The organism is Sphaerisporangium corydalis (genome assembly GCF_025506355.1).
Classification (GTDB): Bacteria; Actinomycetota; Actinomycetes; order Streptosporangiales; family Streptosporangiaceae; genus Sphaerisporangium; species Sphaerisporangium corydalis.
Genome location: NZ_JANZYP010000087.1, coordinates 1 through 16,042, shown reverse-complemented (window position 1 = coordinate 16,042; position 16,042 = coordinate 1). Strand labels below are relative to the sequence as shown.

Annotated in this window: 15 protein-coding genes and 1 tRNA gene; 9 read left to right on the top strand and 7 right to left on the bottom strand. The window is 66.4% G+C overall.

Annotation, left to right across the window (positions count from 1 at the left end; all coding sequences use genetic code 11):
- The first annotated feature begins 36 nt into the window (after window positions 1-36).
- Complete coding sequence (locus NYZ98_RS37660; protein ID WP_262849584.1) at window positions 37-1,137, top strand: ArsA family ATPase; 1,101 nt, start codon at window positions 37-39, stop codon at window positions 1,135-1,137.
- Between the two features lie 147 nt (window positions 1,138-1,284).
- Here NYZ98_RS37660 and NYZ98_RS37655 read toward each other — a convergent pair whose 3' ends face one another.
- Window positions 1,285-1,581: a WhiB family transcriptional regulator gene (locus NYZ98_RS37655; RefSeq protein ID WP_114029663.1), complete on the bottom strand. Its 297-nt coding sequence runs from the start codon at window positions 1,579-1,581 to the stop codon at window positions 1,285-1,287.
- A gap of 269 nt (window positions 1,582-1,850) precedes the next feature.
- Between NYZ98_RS37655 and NYZ98_RS37650 the strand changes: the two genes are divergently transcribed.
- Window positions 1,851-4,229: a transglycosylase domain-containing protein gene (locus NYZ98_RS37650; RefSeq protein ID WP_262849542.1), complete on the top strand. Its 2,379-nt coding sequence runs from the start codon at window positions 1,851-1,853 to the stop codon at window positions 4,227-4,229.
- 147 nt (window positions 4,230-4,376) lie between these two features.
- Here the strand turns inward: NYZ98_RS37650 and NYZ98_RS37645 are convergent, their stop codons facing one another.
- Window positions 4,377-4,832 (bottom strand): GatB/YqeY domain-containing protein, encoded by a 456-nt coding sequence (locus NYZ98_RS37645; RefSeq protein ID WP_262849538.1) that lies wholly within the window; start codon window positions 4,830-4,832, stop codon window positions 4,377-4,379.
- Between the two features lie 305 nt (window positions 4,833-5,137).
- On the opposite strand from NYZ98_RS37645, the gene NYZ98_RS37640 reads away from it, so the two are divergent.
- Window positions 5,138-6,043 carry a metallophosphoesterase gene (locus tag NYZ98_RS37640; protein WP_262849536.1) on the top strand — a complete coding sequence of 302 codons (906 nt, stop codon included), beginning with the start codon at window positions 5,138-5,140 and terminating at the stop codon, window positions 6,041-6,043.
- A gap of 104 nt (window positions 6,044-6,147) precedes the next feature.
- Window positions 6,148-6,221, top strand: a tRNA-Pro gene (locus NYZ98_RS37635).
- 66 nt (window positions 6,222-6,287) lie between these two features.
- On the opposite strand, the gene NYZ98_RS37630 is transcribed toward NYZ98_RS37635, so the two are convergent.
- From NYZ98_RS37630 to NYZ98_RS37620, 3 genes are all read right to left on the bottom strand, one after another.
- A complete protein-coding gene (locus tag NYZ98_RS37630; RefSeq protein ID WP_262849533.1) occupies window positions 6,288-6,575 on the bottom strand; it encodes a tyrosine-type recombinase/integrase in 288 nt (95 codons plus the stop codon).
- 2,128 nt (window positions 6,576-8,703) lie between these two features.
- Window positions 8,704-8,949, bottom strand: coding sequence for a transposase (locus NYZ98_RS41640; RefSeq protein WP_380707383.1), 246 nt, complete (start codon window positions 8,947-8,949; stop codon window positions 8,704-8,706).
- 834 nt (window positions 8,950-9,783) lie between these two features.
- A complete protein-coding gene (locus tag NYZ98_RS37620; protein WP_262849531.1) occupies window positions 9,784-11,115 on the bottom strand; it encodes an aspartate aminotransferase family protein in 1,332 nt (443 codons plus the stop codon).
- An 82-nt stretch (window positions 11,116-11,197) separates the two neighbouring features.
- On the opposite strand from NYZ98_RS37620, the gene NYZ98_RS37615 reads away from it, so the two are divergent.
- A complete protein-coding gene (locus NYZ98_RS37615) occupies window positions 11,198-12,082 on the top strand; it encodes a LysR family transcriptional regulator (RefSeq protein WP_262849529.1) in 885 nt (294 codons plus the stop codon).
- A gap of 41 nt (window positions 12,083-12,123) precedes the next feature.
- On the opposite strand, the gene sigJ is transcribed toward NYZ98_RS37615, so the two are convergent.
- Entirely contained in the window at window positions 12,124-13,059 is a 936-nt protein-coding gene (gene sigJ / locus NYZ98_RS37610) for an RNA polymerase sigma factor SigJ (protein WP_262849526.1), read from the bottom strand.
- A 272-nt stretch (window positions 13,060-13,331) separates the two neighbouring features.
- Here sigJ and NYZ98_RS37605 point away from each other — a divergent pair, with 272 nt between their 5' ends.
- A complete protein-coding gene (locus NYZ98_RS37605) occupies window positions 13,332-13,829 on the top strand; it encodes a carboxymuconolactone decarboxylase family protein (protein WP_262849524.1) in 498 nt (165 codons plus the stop codon).
- Between the two features lie 31 nt (window positions 13,830-13,860).
- On the opposite strand, the gene NYZ98_RS37600 is transcribed toward NYZ98_RS37605, so the two are convergent.
- On the bottom strand, window positions 13,861-15,213 hold the full coding sequence (locus tag NYZ98_RS37600; protein WP_262849522.1) for a helix-turn-helix domain-containing protein: 1,353 nt from the start codon (window positions 15,211-15,213) through the stop codon (window positions 13,861-13,863).
- 178 nt (window positions 15,214-15,391) lie between these two features.
- On the opposite strand from NYZ98_RS37600, the gene NYZ98_RS37595 reads away from it, so the two are divergent.
- The 3 genes from NYZ98_RS37595 to NYZ98_RS37585 all read left to right on the top strand — a co-directional run.
- Complete coding sequence (locus NYZ98_RS37595) at window positions 15,392-15,559, top strand: hypothetical protein (RefSeq protein ID WP_262849520.1); 168 nt, start codon at window positions 15,392-15,394, stop codon at window positions 15,557-15,559.
- Between the two features lie 33 nt (window positions 15,560-15,592).
- Window positions 15,593-15,880, top strand: coding sequence for an ATP-binding protein (locus NYZ98_RS37590; protein WP_262849518.1), 288 nt, complete (start codon window positions 15,593-15,595; stop codon window positions 15,878-15,880).
- Window positions 15,867-16,042: transposase (locus NYZ98_RS37585; protein ID WP_262849582.1), on the top strand; the 176-nt coding region annotated here is incomplete at its 3' end. The genes NYZ98_RS37590 and NYZ98_RS37585, both read left to right, overlap by 14 nt.

Here is a 16,042-nt window from a genome sequence, read left to right as displayed (position 1 = left end):
GCCGATGACACCCGCCGGGGCTCACCGGTGCTCGACATGGACGCCGTGCTGGACGACCCGAACACCCGCATCGTGGTGTGCTGCGGCTCGGGCGGCGTGGGCAAGACCACGACCGCCGCCGCGCTCGGGCTGCGGGCGGCCGAACGCGGCCGGCGCGTGGTGGTGCTCACGGTCGACCCCGCACGGCGCCTGGCCCAGTCGATGGGCCTCACCGAGCTCGACAACACGCCGCGCCTGGTCGCCGGGGCCGGTGGGACCGGCGAGCTGCACGCGATGATGCTCGACATGAAGCGGACGTTCGACGAGATCATCGAGGCGCACGCCGATCCGGAGCGCGCCCGGCAGATCCTGACGAACCCGTTCTACGAGTCGCTGTCGTCCAGCTTCTCCGGGACGCAGGAGTACATGGCGATGGAGAAGCTCGGCCAGTTGCGCCGCTCGGACGACTGGGACCTGATCATCGTCGACACGCCGCCGTCACGGTCGGCACTCGACTTCCTGGACGCACCGGAACGGCTCGGCCGCTTCCTGGACGGGCGGCTCATCAGGATCATGATGGCCCCCGCCAAGGCGGGAGGCCGGAGTGCGTTCAAGCTGCTCAACGCGGGTTTCAGCCTGGTGGCCGGCGCGATGACCAAGATCTTGGGGGCGCAGTTCCTCAAGGACATCCAGACGTTCGTCGCCGCCCTGGACGCCGTCTTCGGCGGGTTCCGGCAGCGCGCGGACCAGACGTACAAACTGCTCCAGGCGCCCGGCACCGCGTTCCTCGTCGTCGCCGCGCCGGAGCGCGACGCGATGCGGGAGGCGTCGTACTTCGTGGAACGGCTGGCCCAGGAGCGCATGCCCCTGGCCGGCCTGGTGATCAACCGGGTTCATCGGTCCCCGGCACCGGCCCTGTCGGCCGCCCGTAGTGCGGCGGCCGCCGAGGACCTCGAAACGCGTGGCGAGCACGAACTCACGGCCGCTGTGCTGCGGCTGCACGCCGGCCGTATGCAGCTCGCCGCGCGCGAGCATCGGGAACAGGAGCACTTCGCGTCGGCCCACCCCACCGTGCCGATCTCCCAAGTGCCGGCGATGCCGGAGGACGTGCACGACCTGGCGGGTCTCCGCAAGATCGGCGCGCTTCTCGCGTCATGAAGTGGCGACCGTCATGACAGCCGCCACCCTTGTCGAATCACTGTTGCGACGCTTCACTACAGCCCCGGTGGCGCAGTCGAGGGGCTGATCGCAGCCCCTCGCGTCGTGACGCCGGGCGCGAGGCGGACACCGCCCCCGCCCCTGAACTCAGCCGGCAATCAGCTCGTTGGTCCGTTCGTACTCTTCCTTGGCGACCTCCAGCAGGTCGCGCCAGGAGGTGACATCGGGCCGCCGCCTCAGCAGGGCCCGTCGCTCCCGTTCCGTCATACCGCCCCAGACCCCGAACTCGATGCGATTGTCCAGTGCGTCCGCGAGGCACTCCGTACGGACCGGGCATCCTCGGCAGATGAGCTTCGCCCTGTTCTGGGCGGCACCCTGGACGAACAACGCGTCAGGATCCGCACCCCGACAGGCGGCACGGGAGGTCCAATCCGTGATCCACATTTCGACCCCACTCCCCTATAGGTGGTCAGTCGTCACTTGGCGGCCGACGGGCGCGGGCGTCGAGCCTCCTTATTCAGTTGCCGCAGAGGAGAACGTACGCAACCAGACGTTGGGACCGACAGACCCCGGGCGGGTCAATTTCCCACATGGTCATGTCAGGCCATGTGGCCGGGAATGACTAGTCCTCCCCCCCTCGGGCAGTGGGCGAGTCAATGCGAAATGGACTTTGGGTACCTATTGAGTCAGTGGTTCGGCATACCCTTGGACTCGTGCAAGCTCAAGGCAAAGCCCCCTGGTCGGTAATCGGGAACCTCTTCCGCCTGATCGCGGCCGCCGTCGCCGCTGGGGTGCTGGCTGCCGCCATCGCCCTACCCGCCGTGGGCGGAGCGGGCGTGGGCGTCAAGGGCGCCACCGACGTGCTGAACCTCAAGCCCGAGGATCTCAAGGAGCCTCCGCTCCCGGAGAAGACCGAGATCCTCGACGCCAGCGGAAAGCGTATCGCGCAGTTCTACTACCAGAACCGCGAATCCGTACCTCTGGACAAGGTCGCCCCGATCATGCGGGACGCGATCATCTCCATCGAGGACTTCCGCTTCTACGAGCACGGCGCCCTCGACCTGGAGGGCTTCGCCCGCGCGATGATGAAGAACCTCCAGTCGGGCGGAGTCGCCGAGGGCGGTTCCTCGATCACCCAGCAGTACGTCAAGCAGGTGCTGCTCAACAAGGCCGAGACCGACGAGGAGAGGCTCGCGGCCATCGCGCCGACGGTCCCTCGCAAGCTCAACGAGCTCCGGTACGCCATGGCGATCGAGGAGAAGTACACCAAGGACCAGATCCTCGAGCGGTATCTCAACATCGCCTACTTCGGCGCCAGCGCGTACGGCATCCAGGCCGCGTCCAGGCGCTTCTTCAACAAGCCGGCCTCCAAGCTGAACCTCCAGGAGGCGGCCACGCTCGCGGGGGCCGTGCAGAACCCCAACGCGACCGACCCGAACCTCGGCAAGCAGCACAAGGCGTCCCTGCTGGCCCGGCGCAACACCGTACTCGACCGCATGGCGGAGCTGAAGAAGATCACGCCTGAGCAGGCGGCGACGGCCAAGGCCAAGAAGCTCGTCTACAAGGACATCTCCATCCCCGGCGGGTGCGAGCAGAGCGACTACCCCTACTTCTGCCTGTACGTCCAGCACGAGATCCTCAACGACAAGCAGTTCGGCAAGTCCGAGAAGGCGCGCAAGGAGTTCCTGAACCGCGGCGGCCTGGTCATCAAGACGACGCTCGACACCAAGATGCAGAAGGCCGCCGACAAGGCGATCAAGAAGTGGGTCTTCGCCTCGGACAAACCCGTCGCCGCCGAAGCCCTGGTCGAACCCGGCACCGGCGCGATCAAGGCGATGGCCGCCAGCCGGAAGTTCGGCAGCAGCAAGAAGAAGAACGAGTCCAACTACAACCTGGTCGCCGACGTCGCGCACGGCGGCGGCACGGGCTTCCAGGCGGGCTCGACGTTCAAGGCCTTCACGCTCGCCACGGCGCTGAAGGAGGGCCTGAAGTACAACGACGGCCTCAACTCCGGCGCCACCTTCCAGGCCGGCGGCTACAGCGACTTCAAGAACTGCAAGGGCGAGAACGTCGGCGACCCGAGCCACGTCGCGCACAACTCCGAGGGCGGCGGCGGCTTCAAGACCCTGCAGACCGGCACCTGGGGGTCGGTCAACACCTTCTTCCTCGGCCTCGAGAAGAAGGTCGGGCTCTGCAACGTCGTCAAGACGGCCAAGGACCTCGGCATCAAGCGCGCCGACGGCGGCAAGCTGCAGGAGGTCGAGACCTTCACCCTCGGCGTCAACGAGATGGACCCCATCACCGTGGCCAGCGCGTACGCCACCTTCGCGGCGCGCGGCAAGTACTGCGAGCCGATGGCCATCACCGGGATCACCGACAGGTACGGCAAGACCAACACCTTCAAGCCGACCTGCAAGCAGACCCTCGACGAGAAGATCGCCGACGCGGTCAGCGGCATCCTGTCCGGTGTGTTCACCAAGGGCACGATGCGGGGCGTCGGCGGGATCAACCGGGACGCGGCGGGCAAGACCGGCACCACCGACGGGTCCATGACCGCCTGGTTCGCCGGGTACACCCCCGACATCGCCGCGGCGGTCAGCCTCGGCGACCCGCGCGGCTCGCAGGCCCACCCCCTGCGCGGGGTGACGATCGGCGGCAGATACTACGGCGAGGTGTTCGGCGCCACGATCTCCGGCCAGATCTGGAAGGCCACGCTGCTCAGCGCGCTGGCGGACATCGCGCCCACGTCGTTCACCGCGCCGGACATGAGCCGGTTCGGCGGCTGTAGCGAAGGCTGCGCGCCCAAGCGTCCCCCGAAGGACCCGATCGACAACAACGGCGGGCCGTTCGAAGTCCCTGACGGGAACGACAACGGCGGCGGCGGGAACGGCGACAACGGGGGCAACGGCGGCGACAACGGCGGGAACGGCAACCCCACCAACGGCGAGGACCAGGGCGGGAACGGCCAGAACAACCCGAACGACCCGAACGGCCAGGACGGCGGCCAGGGCGGAAACGACCAGAACCCCGACGACCCGGGCGGCAACGGCGGCCCCCAAACCCCACCCAGCACGGCCCCTCGCAGCGGCTGACCACTGACGACGTCCAGCACTGACCACTGACGACGTCCAACGAAAGATCGTGACGGTGCCCCCCGCGAAAGGTCGCGGGGGGCACCGTTTACGTCTGACCCGGCGTGGGCGGTCAGCCGGCGAGGTGCGCGCGGACGGCCTAGGCGGTCAGCCGGCGAGATGGGCGCGGACGGCCTGGGCGACCCTGCCGCCCTCGGCGCGGCCCGCCACCTTCGGGTTGAGGACCTTCATGACCTGGCCCATGGCCCTCGGGCCCTCCGCGCCGCTCTCGGCGATGGCCTCCTTGACGAGCCGGTCCAGCTCCTCGTCGGGCAGCTGCGCCGGGAGGTACTCCTCCAGCACGGCGTGCTCATCCTGCTCGGCGCGCGCCTGCTCGTCCCGGCCGGCGCCGGCGAACGCCTCGGCCGCCTCCCGGCGCTTCTTGGCCTCCTTCGTCAGCACCTTGACGATCTCGTCGTCGGAGAGCTCACGCGCCGACTTGCCCGCGACCTCTTCGGTGCTGACGGCCGCCAGCGCCATGCGCAGCGTCCGGGTCCGCACCTCGTCACGCGCTTTCATCGACGTCGTGAGGTCGGCCTTCAGCTTGTCCTTCAAAGCACTCATGGCCACCATCTTGCCGTGTCACCGCACCCCGATCGCCTCCATTTCCCCTCCCCGGCCCCCATTTCCCCTCCCCGGCCCCCATTCCCCCTCCCAGCCTCCCCAGGACCCCACGGCGGCGCCGGAGTCCGAAGGGGACGGCTTTCCCCCCAGCGACCTTCCCAAGCCCCCAGAACGGCCCGGGACAGCCCGCCCACGCTGGAGGGCCCGGGCCGGCCACGTCCCACGACAGGCGCGGGCGCGCCCCACATGGGACACCTTCTCCCGCACAGGAGGCAGCATGGGCTGCCCTCGGGCATCATGAAGGGGTGAGGAAAGCTGCCGCGGTACCCCTGTCCCTGCTGGGTCTCGGCGTTGCCGGGCTCGGCTATGCCTCGGTCGTCGAGCGCAACTGGTTCCGGCTCCGCCGGTTCGACGTCCCGGTGCTCGACCCCGGGCAGCGGCCCGTGCGGATTTTGCAGATCTCCGACCTGCACCTCACCCCCGGGCGCACCCGCCTGATCAACTGGGTCCGCTCCCTCGACGCCCTCGAACCCGACCTGGTGGTCAACACCGGCGACACCCTCGCCCACCCGGACGCGATCCCCGCCTACCTACGCGCGGTCGAGCCCCTGCTGTCCCGTCCCGGCCTGTTCGTCTACGGTTCGAATGATCTGTACGCCCCCACCCCCAAGAACCCCCTCCGCTACCTCTGGAGATCGTCCCGGGGCGACCGTCGCCAGCACATCCCGAACCTCCCGTGGAACGAGCTGGGCGCGAGCATGACCGCCGCCGGATGGCTCGACATGAACAACACCACCGCGCGGATCAAGGTCGCCGACCTCGACGTCGCCGTGGGCGGCATCCACGACTCCCACATCAACCGCGACCGGTACGACGAGATCGCCGGCCCCGCGCCCGCCGACGCCGACCTCCGCCTGGGCGTGATGCACTCCCCCGAGCCGCGCAACATGTCGCGCTTCGCCGAAGACGGCTACCAGCTGCTCCTGGCCGGCCACACCCACGGCGGCCAGCTCTGCATCCCGTTCTACGGCGCCCTGGTGACCAACTGCGGCATCGACCGCGCCCGCGTCAAGGGCCTGCACCGCCACGAGTCCGCCTGGCTGCACGTCTCCGCCGGCCTAGGCACTTCCCCATACGCTCCCGCACGGTTCTCCTGCCCCCCCGAGGCCACCCTGCTCACCCTCGTCCCCCGCCGCCCCACCCGCACCTGACGCCCCGCCGCCGCCCCGGCAACCCCTGCAGCGTCAGGGGAGTGACGCGAGCACGACCAAAGTCCGCTAGACTCATGCGAGCACAAGCAAAGCCGCCTGTGCACCGGGGTGTGGCGCAGCTTGGTAGCGCGCTTCGTTCGGGACGAAGAGGCCGCAGGTTCAAATCCTGTCACCCCGACCCAGGCCAAAGGCCACTTGCGATCACCGCAAGTGGCCTTCTTGATCTCCGTACAGCAGCGACCCCTTACGAGCCGTCCAGCGTCCTCCCAAGCCGCTTGAGTGCCTCGCTCGTCGCCTCCGAGGTGACTTCCGTGTAGACGTTCATCGTGACGTCGATCTGGCTATGCCGGAGAATCTGCATCGCAACCCGAGGGTGAACGTCGAGCGCGGCAAGCAGCGTCGCGCAGGTGTGTCGGGTGTCGTGCACGGTGATCCTCCGGACACAGGCCGCCTCGCATCGCGCGTCGAACTTCCGGTTGAAGTGCCGAGGATCGACCGCCGCCCCCGTGTCGACCCTGAAATTCCCTCCCACCTCGTGCCGTGGCGTCCGACGCTTCCGTCTTGGTCTGCCGATGGAGGAGATGCCGCCGAACCCGCTGAAGCTGCCAAGTGATATCGATCTCGGCGGTGTTGAGATCGACCGCTTCCCACGGCAGTCCCAGGATCTCCCTCTTCCGAAGGCTCAGCACGACGATAGAACATGGGCCGCGTACAGCGAATCTCCCGCCTTCCGCGCGGACTCCAGGAACGTCCGCGCCTCATCTACGGACCACGGCTTGACCTTGCGCTTCTGCGGCTTTCCTCGCCACGGCGTTCGTGAGCGCGCTCCGCAGCACCGTCCAGGCGTCACGGATCGTCCGCTCCGAGGCCACCCGTTGACAACACCGCCCGAGAGCACAGCAGCGCCGCCTGTTCTGCGAGTTCTTGTGATTCTTTGGCCGACGAACGTCCTTGCCCTGGGCGCAGCACTGGCAGATCTCCCGCGCCTCACTCAGCCAGGTCCGTACGTCCCGAACGCTCAGCTTGTCGAGACGCTTCTTGCCGAGGCCCTGGGAGGATGTACGGCCTGACGAGGGTCTCGTACGTCGAGACGGTGAACGGCGCGAACTCCGGTTCCTTCACTACCTCCCGCGTAGCAGGTATGCGAGGTAGCCGTCTGGCAATGAACAAAGGTTCTGCTAGAACCAGGCAGTTTCAATTGCCACCTCACCAATAACAGTTTCCCCGCTTTTTGCATACTCAGCCATCCAAACTCGGCCCGACTTAATATCGATCAGGTACCCTTGTTTCTCGCAGTACATAATTGTGTCATGTCCTGCAACTGTTAATCTAGTTCCATCGTATCTATAGCACCGGTCTTCTGCGTTGCTTAGTTGGACAATCCAGACCGTATCAGGACTGCGTATAATGGCGTCCTTGGACCCGGGTACTACTTCTTTTTCAAATTTTGCGATCCGATAGAAGGATGGATCCTTATCTGGATCGGAGATACATGCAACAACTTGCGACGTGAAATTATCCCGTAGCCAAAACGGCTCCGGATAGCAGTCGTCCCAACTGGCGCTGCCAATAAAACAACGCCTGGTTCCCCCCAGCGGTCGAACTCCCCACCCCTGACATTTACTGTCGCGTACATAATTAGCGCGTTCGGCTTGCGCCTCAGCGTCGGGCGCCAGCCATGGATCAAAGGTGATCAAACGAGTACGTTGCGGTGGAGGCGGGTCGAAGTAGTCCCAGGCAGCCTGCCACGTGGTGCCGAGGACCCCAGATACCGTGAGACCTAGGATGGCTACGATGGCGGACACTAACGTAGCCCGTTCTGTCCAGACCTTCTGCCTATTGGGTTCTTGTGGTGATGTGACCATGTTGCCACGATAACAATCCGGCCTCTCTAATGACAGTCCGAGCAAGATGTACCGGTGCGCAGAGAATCACCGGGAACATTGGGAGTAGTTGGGGCGAGTCTCCTTTGTTGGGGTCGATCACCACAGTGACCCCTCAAGTCATGGTAGAACCCGGCAGGATGTCCCGCCCGCACCCCCCCAAACATGCACTAACATATCTGGTTCGTCTGATCTTGGGGATGCCCCTCCGATGTCGATCATCCCCGATGTTCTTAGAGAGCATCCGATCTAGATTTGAGGCTACATGTCCCCTTTGCGACGAGTTAGAGGTGCCAGGTTTGTGTAGATTCCCCAGTTGATGTCCAGCTCAGCACGCGAGTCATCGATGCAACATCAGCCAGCCTAGAGTGCGCTAAATGACCCCCCGACATGGGAGAACATGGAATCCGCGACCGGCAGGGCGTTTGACGACCTGGACATCGATCCCACGCCGGGCGCCATGCTGGATGACGGTGGTGTGTAGCCACCGTCGACCTAGGTGGTGGAGATCGTCTGGTGTTCAGCGGCAAGGGCGTTCAAGATCTCCCAACCACCGATGGGGTCCTGCACCGATGCCGTCGTCACGATCACTGCCGCAACAGTCCCAACGTGTCTGCGGCGAGATGCCGTCTCCGGCCCTTGATCTTCTTGCCGACGTCGATGCCCTGACTGGATTCACCAACGTTGCAGGAGGTCTTCACGCTCTGCGCGTTAATGATCGCCGCAGTCGGAATGGATTTACGCCCTTCGGCTCTGCGAACCTGCTCCCGCCGCAGGTCATGGAACTTCTGGGTCGTCCTGTCGGCTCATATTTGGCGTAGTAGTCATGACCGTCTTGTGCGACGGGCAGTCGTGCGGCAAATATTCCCAGGCGATCCCGGTCCGGCACATATAAAGGATCGCGTTCACGATTTCCCGCAGGTCGTTGACACGGGCCGCCACACTAGGCCCCTGACGGACCGCTCGCCATGCCGTCAACGTCGATTCGCGCGCCCGACAGACTACGAAGTGCCTCTCAATCACATTGAGCTACCAGAAGCCTAGATGAAGACGGTGGTTGAGGCATTGCGGGCATAGAGTATCTCTCACGAGTCCCAGGCCTTAGAGTCCGGGGTTCAGTTGGCAGCCAACGCTCTTGTAAGAGAGTCCATATCTCCTTCCTGAGGGCTTGGCTGAGCAGCTCTTGCAGGAGAAGGATCGGCTACAAGACCAATGGGGAGAGAAAAAACACCCATTGTCTTAACCAATGCGATCTTGTAGAGGTTCTCAGAGAATGGTACGCAGACTGGGAAAGATTTTGTAGATGCTTCGCGTGCTCTCGCCGACGCGTACTGCGCGAAGCATCACATCATCAGGCCGAGTGTCCGTGGCTAGTGTCGCCAAGATCGTACGTGTTGCGGCGTGCGCCAAGCTTCTAGGAATGCACCTGCCATTGAGGCTGAATGCTTGATCGCCCGAATGTAATCACCAGGAGGTGCATAGCAAGACAGGTGGTCAGCTTCTGCGCTGCTGCCTCAGCCGACACGACTAAGGCGACCTGTGAACGCACCTCGTCACGGCCGTTGCTGATAGCACGGAAGTACAGTAACGCCACCGTGTCTAGCCGCACGGGAACGACCGGAGTTGTATCCATGACCTGGGCGACCAGGTCATGACCAGGGTTCTGCCAGTAGGTCGGGACGAAGGGGCCGCAGGTTGGAATTCTGTCACCCCAACAAGTTCCCGAGGCTAGAGGCCGGTTTCGATCTTTGGAACCTGCCTTTTGGCCATTCTGGGCAACTGGCTCTTGTGGATTCGGACGTAGATTCACCGAACGGTGCCGTGGGTGGTTGAGCGTCGTTAGATGGTTTGGCTGGGCTACGTGGTGGTGGGTGGGTTTGCCAGGAATTTGGGGGTGATGTCGCCGATTGCCTTGTCCAGGATTTCTAGGCCGAGGTTCAGTTCGGTGGTGGTGGAGGTTAGGGGTGGGGCGATTCGGAAGACGCCGCCCATGCCGGGGAGTTGGACCACGTTCATGTGGAGGCCCAGGTCCAGGCAGCGCCGGGTTACGGCTGCGCCGAGTTCGTCTGAGCCCTGCCTGGTGTCGCGGTCGAGGACCAGTTCCAAGCCGACCAGCAGGCCGCGGCCTCGGACGTCGCCGATCACCTCGTGACGGTCCGCCATATCGGTGAGGCCCTGACGCAGGTAGGCGCCGAGTTCGGCGGCCCGGTGGTCCAGGCGGTCGCGTTCCAGGACGTCCAGTACGGTGTTGCCGACCGCGGCGACCAGTGGGTCGGAGACATGGGTGGTGAAGAAGAGGAATCCGCGTTCGTGTGCGGTTCGCTCGATCTCCTCGGTGGTGATCACCGCGGCCAGCGGAAGACCGGCGCCCAGCGTCTTGGACAGTGTGATCATGTCCGGTACGACGCCGTCGCGCTGGAAGGCGTACCAGTCGCCGGTGCGGCACAGGCCTGTCTGGGCCTCGTCCAAGATCAGCAGCATGCCGCGCTCATGGCATTTGTCGCGCAGCGCGGCCAGGTAGCCGGGCGGCAGGTCGAGCACGCCGCCCGAGCTGAGGATCGGTTCCACGATGCAGGCGGCCAGGCTCCCCACCGACTGCGCGTCGATCAGGTCGAAGGAGAAGTCCAGCTGACGGCGCCAGTCCAGCTCACCATCGGCGGTGGTGAAGTCCGGCCGGTACGGGTTCGGGGCGGGGATCGCGAGGTTGCCGGGTCCGGCCGGGCCGTACCCTTTCCGGCCGGAGCTGTACGTGGCGTTCGCGGCCGCCTGCGTCATCCCGTGCCAGGAGCGGGTGAACGAGACGATCTCGTGCTTTCCGGTGACCAGCTTGGCCATCCGGATCGCCGCCTCGTTCGACTCGGCGCCGGTGGTCAGCAGCAGCACCTTGTCCAGGGGGTCGGGCAGCGAACCGGCGAGGCGGCGGGCCAGGTCGACGACCGGACGGCTGAGCATGCCGCTGAACAGGTGGTCGAGGGTGGCGGCCTGACGCTGGACGGTGGCGACGACGTCGGGATGTGAGTGCCCGAGGATCGCGCTCATCTGCCCGGAGGTGAAGTCGAGGATCCGGCGACCATCGGCGGTGTACACGAAACCGCCCTCGGCACGTTCGATGATCTCCGGTACGAAGGCGCCGGCGCCGGAGTAGCGGACGAGATGACGGTCGACGTCCGACCAGAAGGTGTCAGTCATGTACTCACGGTAGAAATCTCCGAGCATCACGTCCATTTCATAAATGTGCCGCTGCTGTTCAGTTAAGCCGTACAGTCCCGGCATGACGCTCAACCCCTGGCGGCTGCGCCTGCTCACCCACTTGGAAATGCTCGGCACGATCCGGGCCGTGGCGCAGAGCGGCAATCTGAGCCCGTCCGCGGTGTCCCAGCAACTCGGCGTGCTCGAACGGGAGGCCGGCACCGCGCTGCTGGAGCGCACCGGCCGGCGGGTCCGCCTGACGCCGGCCGGGGTGCTGCTGGCCAGCCGTGCCCGGGAGATCCTGGCCGCGATGGACGCCACGGAGGCGGAGTTGCGCGGGCTGGGTGACGAGCCGGCCGGCACGGTGACGTTGGCGATGTTCCAGAGCGCGGTGCACGCCTTCGCCGTGCCGGCCGTCGCACGTCTCCGCGCCCGGCATCCGGACGTCGTGGTGGTGCTGCTGGAACTGGAGCCGCACGAGAGCATGCAGGCCCTGCGGCGCGGTGACGTGGACATGATCATCACGACCACCGACTTCGTCGGCGCGGAGCTCGACCCGGGCATCGACCTGGTGCCGATCGCCGAGGACTCGATCGTGGTGGTGCTGCCCGCCGGCCACCCGCTGGCGGCGCACGAGACCATCGACCTGGCGGCCTGCGCGGACCAGCGGTGGACGTTCGACGTGCCCGGGTCGTACATGTCCGACCTGGCGACCCGGCTGTGCCGGGAGGCGGGATTCGAGCCGGTGGTCATCTGCCGGTTCAACAACTACATGATCGCTCTCCAGCACGTGGAGGCGGGGCTGTCGATCGCCCTGCTGCCGAGCCTGGCGGTGGACGCGCGCTTCGACGTGGTCACCCGCGCGTTGCGGGCGCCGGTGCCCCGGCGGATCACCGCGGCGGTCCGCCGGCCGCAGGCGTCGCAGCCGGCGGTCAACGCGGTACTCCGCGAACTGCGAGCCCGCTAGGGAGCCGTTCCTCTAGTGCTGTGGCCTGGGGCGGAGTTTGTCTAGTGCTGTGGTTCTGTGGTCCAGGGGCGGAGTTTGTCGGGGTTGCGTACTGCCCAGATGTGGGTGATCCGGTCGCCGGCGATGTCGAAGGCCGCGACCGTCACGGTGACGCCGTCCTGCTGGGCCACCAGGCCGGGTTGGCCGTTGACCGTGCGTTCCAGGATTCTCAGGTCGGGGGCCAGGTCGGCGATGGTGGCGAGGTAGCGGGCGATCTGCTCGGCGCCTTCGATCGGGCGGAGCACGGCGGTGGCGAGGCCGCCGCCGTCGGCGATCGCCGTGGCGTCGGGGTCGAGGAGGCCGATCAGGGCCTCGATGTCCTTGGCCTCCCAGGCCTGCTTGAAGTCCCTGACGACGCCGGCGCGCTGGGCGGCCGGAGTGGCGGGGGCTTGGGAGGCGCGGATGCGGCGCCGGGCCGAGGTGGCGAGCTGGCGGCAGGCCGCCGGGGTACGGCCGACGATCTCGGCGACTTCGGCGAAGGGGTAGCGGAAGACGTCGTGCAGGACGAAGGCGACGCGCTCGGCCGGGGTCATCGAATCGAGGACGACCAGGAACGCCATGTTGATCGACTCGTCCAGGGTGACCCGGTCGGCCGGGTCGGCTCCTGGCCGTCCGCTGATCCACTCCGTACGTTCGGGCAGTGGCTCGGGGATCCATTCCCCCACGTAACTCTCGCGCCGGGCACGCGCCGAGCCGAGCAGGTCCAGGCAGACGCGGCCGGCGACCTTGGTCAGCCAGGCGCCGGGAGATTCGATGGCCTCCTGCTGTGGCCGGGACATGGCGTACCAGCGGGCGTAGGTCTCCTGTACGACGTCCTCGGCGTCGGCCAGGGAGCCGAGGAGCCGGTAGGCGAGGCTGATCAGCTGCCGCCGCTCGCTCATGATCGCGTCTAGGCCCGGATCGGGGTGGCCGTGTGCTGTCTCGGATGGGGTGGTCATGGTTTCGTCGGCTTTCCTGGTCGCGTCTGCCCTCATCGGTTCGACGGGGCAGGGGCCCGGAACGTGAGGTCGGCGCGTCGCCTCACAATTCCTGCGGGTGTGTCGTCGGAGGACTGGGACACCATCCTGCATCGCAGGAAGGTGTCCCAGACTCGGCCGGTACGGGGGCCCGGCGGCCGTGGGCTCTCCTGCCGCTTCCGAGCACGTCAGAGCCGTGCAACACCGTTGAGATTCAGGGATTCAGAAGGGAAGGCCTAGCCATGTCCACTTCCATGACGACCGAGCAGGACGGCCTCCGGTCGCGTCTGCCTGATCCCGCCCCGTTCTTTCCGGATATGGGGGTGATCGCCGGAGGGATGACCAAGGTCACCCGGAACGGGTCGATTCCGTACGCCACCGTCAACCTGGTGCAGCTCCGCGCCGGGCAGATCGTCGGCAGTACGTACCACACCATCCGGCAGACCGGTGAGCTCCGTAAGGCCAGCGAGACGGAGGAGCGCATCACCGCCGTTTCGTCGTGGCGGGATGCCCCGTACTTCACCGACGCCGAACGGGTCGCACTGGAGCTCGTGGAGGCCGTTCTCACCCCGAACCCGGCTGGCGAGCGCGTGTCCGACGAGCTGTTCGCCAAGGCATCGGCTCACTACGACGACAAGGCGCTCTGGACGCTCACCCTGGCGATCAGCCAGATCCTGTTCTTCATCCCCGTCGCCCTCATCGGCAAGCCGATCCCCGGAAAGCCCCCCGGGAAGAATTACAGCAGCTGTTAATACGCCGGTCGGTTACGGGGGAGCCGACCGCTCAGGCGCTTCTAGCCGGTTCGAGGGCCAGCACCTGACGGAACTCCGCGACGGAGGGACGTTTTTGCTGGTCACGGGGGACAGCGTGCAGGACCATCCGTCCGGTGCCGACCACCATGTTGTCGTTGTGCACCTGCGGCAGGGCATCGATCACCGTGGTCGCCAATCGCATTCCTTGATCGACGCCCCCGTTCACGACCGCGCAGAGAGCTTCGTGCAGGCGCACGGTCGCGGTGACCTGGTAATCGCTGCTGAAGGCAAGCAGGCGTTCCCCGGCATCGTGGGCCTCCGCCTCGTTGCCCGCGCCCGCATAGATCAAGCTCTCGGCGCCGAGGAGCTGCCCGCCGTTCCAATAACCGGGCATGACACTCGCCGACGGTGGTTCGGCCGCGACATGGTCACGAAAGGTATTCAGTGCCCGCTGGGCGTCCTCATGCCTTCCGAGGACGGTGAGCGCCTTGGCCTGGGAGCAGATGACCAGGGCGAGCCCCAGAGACGGCCGGGTTCCCGCGATCTGCTGGGCATTCTGCGTAAGCCTGAGGACGGTCCCGGGATCACGTTGCCCGTAGAGGCCGTGCCCGCTTTCGGTGGCGCGCACGCCGAGTCGGAGTTCGAGATCCCCGGAGGCGTCGGCGGCCTGGCGTGCGGTGCGCCACCAGCGGACGGCGGAACCGTGCTCACCCATGCGGGTCAAGACATTGGCGTGCAGCGTCGAAAGCGCCGCCTTGATCCGCTGTAGCTCGACCTCCTGAGTAGAAGCGCCCGTGTCGAGCTGGCGACGTATCGCGAGCAGGTCGACAAGGAGATCGGTGGCGACCTGGGCCGGTGGACGGGTGCGTAGGGCGTGAAGGTGGTCGGCGCAGGCCGACTCCCATTCATCGACCGTTTGGGGCGCCTGGCTCAGGGACATGTCGAGAAGTCGACGCAGCGACTCACCAGAGACGCCACCTAGGGCGCCGTAATTGCTGGTAGCACCCAGTGTGCCGAGCCCTGCGAGGAGCTGGAGGGCGGCTCGGCGTTCCATATCGTCGTCTCCATTGCGATATGCGGGGGTTTCCAGACACATACCCGTGCGCAGCCGGTCCGACTCCGCGACGGCGCTGAGGCGCACGAGCGTGCCGTACAGCGCGGTCAGGATGCCGTGCGCGCCGTACACCTCGTCGAGCCGGGGCACGATCTCCGGCGGCGGGGTCCGTTCGCCGCGCTCCCACTTGGCCAGGTTGGAGTAGTCGACGTACAGGTCGGCCGCCGCCCGGCGTAGAGCGATCTTGGACTCGCCCTCCCTGCACCGGCGCATCACCGCTCCGAACAGGTGCCACACGGAGGCGTGCGGGTCGATCAGGTCTGCGGCCATGGCACCCCTCGTGATCGTGGTCAGGCGCGGCCACTTACGACCACACCGTCGCCCTTCTGCCACCTTCGATCACTGTCCATGATTGCACTGCTACAGCACGTAGCACCTCCGAACGACGGGACCCGCAGGCGATCCCCAAGTCGTCCGGATCCCCTGACCAGGAAGGTGGTCCTGACTCGTGAAGCTGCTCGAACTCCTCCGCCGACCGTTCCGGCGCGGCCGGGCGGGGCGGACCGGCCGCCACACCGCCGGACGGCCCTACACACCCGTCGAACCCGGCAATCCCGACCTGCCCGCCGCGCACGCCGCTCACGGGCCACTGATCGCCGCCGCGACGGCCGCCTGACCGCCACCGATCTCCGAAGGACGACCGACCCCGATGAGCACCCGTACCCAGCGAACGGAGACCGCCGTCCTCCCCGCCACCGAGGCGTCCGTGGGAGAGGCCCGGCGCTGGCTGAGCAAGATCCTCGACAACCACCCCCGGTCCGACGACGCGGTGCTGCTGCTGTCGGAGGCGGCCACCAACTCCGTGCTGCACACCGGCTCCCCTCACATCAGCATCACCGTGACGATCGAGAAGAACCACGACGTGCTAGGAGCTGTTCGGAGTTCGGATCTAGGTGAGGCCCGGTGGCTGGTAGAACTCGGATGTGGCGCGTTTTGATGTGACCGATGCCGAGTGGGCGTTGATCGAGCCGTGTCTGCCGGTGGCGGCTACCGGGCCGTTGCCGCGGCGGGTGCGTGATCAGTTCAACGGGATCTTGTGGCGTTTCCGTACCGGGTCTGGGTGGCGTGACGTCCCGGAACGCTACGGGCCTTGGTCCAC

What these genes read in the sequence shown, in the direction of transcription:
- NYZ98_RS37660 (WP_262849584.1), top strand. Translation starts at nt 37, where the DNA reads ATGGACGCCGTGCTGGACGACCCGAACACCCGCATCGTGGTGTGCTGC.
- NYZ98_RS37655 (WP_114029663.1), bottom strand. Translation starts at nt 1,581, where the DNA reads ATGTGGATCACGGATTGGACCTCCCGTGCCGCCTGTCGGGGTGCGGAT.
- NYZ98_RS37645 (WP_262849538.1), bottom strand. Translation starts at nt 4,832, where the DNA reads ATGAGTGCTTTGAAGGACAAGCTGAAGGCCGACCTCACGACGTCGATG.
- NYZ98_RS37620 (WP_262849531.1), bottom strand. Translation starts at nt 11,115, where the DNA reads ATGACTGACACCTTCTGGTCGGACGTCGACCGTCATCTCGTCCGCTAC.
- NYZ98_RS37615 (WP_262849529.1), top strand. Translation starts at nt 11,198, where the DNA reads ATGACGCTCAACCCCTGGCGGCTGCGCCTGCTCACCCACTTGGAAATG.
- sigJ (WP_262849526.1), bottom strand. Translation starts at nt 13,059, where the DNA reads ATGACCACCCCATCCGAGACAGCACACGGCCACCCCGATCCGGGCCTA.
- NYZ98_RS37605 (WP_262849524.1), top strand. Translation starts at nt 13,332, where the DNA reads ATGACGACCGAGCAGGACGGCCTCCGGTCGCGTCTGCCTGATCCCGCC.
- NYZ98_RS37600 (WP_262849522.1), bottom strand. Translation starts at nt 15,213, where the DNA reads ATGGCCGCAGACCTGATCGACCCGCACGCCTCCGTGTGGCACCTGTTC.
- NYZ98_RS37590 (WP_262849518.1), top strand. Translation starts at nt 15,593, where the DNA reads ATGAGCACCCGTACCCAGCGAACGGAGACCGCCGTCCTCCCCGCCACC.